Origin of the sequence: Bartonella sp. AD24XZML, from assembly GCF_042196485.1 — a bacterium.
Lineage (GTDB): Bacteria > Pseudomonadota > Alphaproteobacteria > Rhizobiales > Rhizobiaceae > Bartonella.
In genome coordinates this window covers 1-3,441 of the sequence record NZ_JBHIQH010000086.1, presented here as the reverse complement: position 1 = coordinate 3,441, position 3,441 = coordinate 1, and the positions used below count along the sequence as shown (strand labels likewise).

The 3,441-nt window shown below is 41.6% G+C and carries 3 pseudogenes; 2 read left to right on the top strand and 1 reads right to left on the bottom strand.

What is annotated here, in order from left to right:
* Positions 1-139 precede the first annotated feature (139 nt).
* Together ACFIMX_RS08610 and ACFIMX_RS08605 are read left to right on the top strand one after the other, a co-directional pair.
* Positions 140-1,032 (top strand): annotated as a pseudogene (locus tag ACFIMX_RS08610) (toprim domain-containing protein).
* A pseudogene (locus tag ACFIMX_RS08605) lies at positions 1,019-2,626 on the top strand (YfjI family protein). Before ACFIMX_RS08610 ends, ACFIMX_RS08605 begins: the two co-directional pseudogenes overlap by 14 nt.
* A 160-nt stretch (positions 2,627-2,786) precedes the next feature.
* Here ACFIMX_RS08605 and ACFIMX_RS08600 read toward each other — a convergent pair.
* Positions 2,787-3,441, bottom strand: a pseudogene (locus tag ACFIMX_RS08600) (phage terminase large subunit family protein); the annotation flags it as partial.

Below are 3,441 nucleotides of genomic sequence, written 5' to 3'. Positions count from 1 at the left end.
ATCGAGCAAGCGAAACAGCAACGTCAAAATGACGCGGCATAAAAAAACCTTGTCACGTAAGGACGGACAAGGCTTTCTCAAACTCATCAATCTAGAGATAGCACAATCCGTCCTATGACGCAACGTTATAGGATTTACAATGATGTGTTCTTTTAAGAATGCGCAAGGTATCACACGTGCCTTGCGTGGGGTTTGGCATGGGCGTTATGGAACCGCCCGTTGCCCTGCTCATGATGATAGGTTGCCTAGTTTATCTATTTCTTATGGAAATGATGGGCGTCTTTTACTCTATTGTTATGCTGGTTGCTCTTTTAGAGAGATCATACAAGCGCTTATTAGAATTGGGTTGCTTGGAAAACAAGCTTATGCTCATACGCTTTCTTTCTCAAAACAGTTTTGTGCTGATCTCAAACAAGCAAAAAGGAAAGCAGAGAGAGCAAAAGTAATTTGGCAACAAAGCCAACCAATCAAAAATACTTTAGCAGAAACCTATTTACGCATGCGTGGGATCACGTGTGATTTGCCTGCTGATTTACGCTTTCATAGCAAATGTCCACACCACTCTGGAGTTAAACTGCCCGCGTTGATTGCTCTTGTTAAGGAGGCTGGCTCCTTTGCTATTCATAGAACTTTTTTACAAAACAATGGCTGTAAAACAGATCAAAAACCAGCCAAAGCCATGTTGGGATCTGTCACGGGTGTGCTGTGCATTTAAGTCAAGGTAATCCAAAACATCTGGTCATTTGTGAGGGCATTGAAACCGGTTTGGCTTTGCTGTCTGGGTTGTTAACAGAGCCCGTGAATTTATGGGCGTCCCTTTCAACCCATGGCATGAGGCATGTGAATTTACCCAAAACCAAAGCCCGTCTGACAATTGCAATGGATGGTGATGAAGCGGGTCGTAAAGCAGGTTTTTCCCTCGCTGCGCGCGCTTATAGACAAGGCTTTGAGGTTTTTATCATGCAAGCCCCCTACGGTCTAGATTTCAATGATGTTTTGATACTGAAAGGTGTAAATAATGAAAGAGAATAAAAACAATATTGTCGATACCAACAATCAAAATGTTTCATGCAATGATAACGATAATGTTTCTTTAAATGATAATACTTGTTTAGATGCTATTCCTTATAAGCAAGCATTGCAACAAAACGGTTGGGGGGAATTAAAACCACTTGAATATACTCTCTTACCCGTCGAGCCTTTTGACCCATTACAACTCCCAATGCCATTCATGGATTATGTTTACGACGTTTCAGAGCGTCAACAAGCCCCTATGGATTTTATTGCTGTCTCTGCTCTCTGTGCTTTGGCTGCTCTCATTGGCAATGGCGTGCGGGTTGCTCCAAAACAACATGATGATTGGATTGTGGTGCCTAATCTCTGGGGCGCTCTTATTGGTCAACCTTCAACCATGAAAACACCTACCATGCAAGCCGCTTTAACTCCTATCACTTGCCTTCAAAAGAAATGGTATAAAGACTGGCTAAAGCAAAAAGAGAAACAAGAAATTGAAGAGATACTTGAAACTTTAGACAAATCCGAAAAGAAAAAACAAGCCCATAAAGCAATAAAAAAAGGAGATCTTGAAACAGCCCATGCTCTTTTGTCTGAAACCCTCTCTAAAGACAATGCGCGTGATGAGGATGTCTCTCGTTTTATTGTCAATGATGTGACCGTTGAAAAGCTTGGGGAACTTTTAAAAGAAAACCCCCGTGGTCTCTTGATGGTGCGTGATGAATTATCCGGTTTCTTAACAGATATGGAACGCAAGGAATATCAAACAGACCGTGCCTTTTATTTGGAAGCTTTTAATGGAGATGGTCAATTTACTTATGACCGGATTGGGCGGGGAACCATTTTTATTCCCAATGCAACCGTTTCTATTATAGGGGGCATTCAACCCTCTCGCATTCTGCCCTTTATACGCAATGTTTTATATGGCAAAGGCAATGATGGTTTCTTACAACGCTTTCAAATGCTGGTCTTTCCCGATGAGACAAAAGATTGGAAATGGGTTGATAGACCGCCCAATCAAGAGGCATGGGAAACTTATGAAGGGGCATTTCGTTCTCTTTATGATAAACCCCTTGGTTCACCAGAACACCCTCTTGTGATGCGCTTTTCTGCTGAAGCTCAAGAGATCTTTCGTGAATGGATGTAAAAGATTTTTAAAGAAGCCAAAGAGAACAACCTTTCTGAAAGCTTACAAGCGCATCTTTTGAAAATGCCTAAGACCATAGTAAGCCTTGCATTGATTTTTGAATTAACCGAAGGGGGGCGTTTTGAAATCAATAAAGATGCTCTTCAAACAGCCTTGCGATGGGAAAAATATTTGTTAAGTCATGTCAAAAGGCTCTATGCGGCGGCGGATAGCTTAGCAACAGAGGGGGCAAAATTGATTGTCGAGCGCTGTGATCATTTACCCGATGTTTTTACTTTACGTGATATTCATCAAAGAAGTTGGACCGGTTTAACAGATAATAGAGCCGTTAAGCAAGCTTTAGAGCTCTTATGTCGTTCCAATCATATTCGTCAAATATCAGTGGAAAATAGCTCTCAAAGCGGTCGACCGACCATACGCTATGAATGGAATCCTTTCGTTAAAAACAACTGCATAAAACAATGAAGTCATTGTAATCTTTTGTTATTCTTAAAACCTTCAAAGATCTTATCGTACCAACAGAAGGTTTACGAAGTATCTTTGAGGGTTTTTGCTCTATAATTTTTAAAAGAAGAGACATACAGAGGTTCTTTTAAATCTTGTGTCTAAAGTCCAAGCACTGTGNCTTACTTGACTCCTGTGTTGCGATCCAGCAAGCACCGTTTTCTTCTGCCATTAAGGTGGACTTACGATGTTCGGCATGTTCATGACCACAATGCGCACAAACAAAAACAGCTTTTTCGGGGGCGCCTTTTTGCCACTTGATTTGTGACCAAACAATCGGTTGTAGCGTACCACACGCATCACAAGGAACATTGTAATATCTCTGATCACCAAGCATAAAATCCTTGGCGATACGGCTTGTGTCACGGTGTGTCGGCGTGGACAATTTAAAAATTTTACGTTGAATAAAAGCAGAGGTTCGTTTTTCAGCAATTGTTACAGGATCGCCTTCATTATCGACATTTAATGGGTAAGCATCGACTTCATCCAAAACCAAATAGCGAATAGGAGAAGAACGCAATCCAGCAGCACTATTTGCTCCTGTAATCATCAATGTCCCCCCATAAAATTCCTTTGAAAACATTGTATTTCCACTGTCTCTTGCACGAGCAGGAGCAATGCGTTCACTTAAAGCAGGGCTAGCTGAAATCATCGGATCAAGACGAGACTTTGACAGTTTCTTAGCGGTCTCAACGGTCGGCATCACATAAAGGGCAGGTCCTGGACTATGATGAATGGCATAACCACAAAAGTTCAACGCTGCTTCCGACATTCCA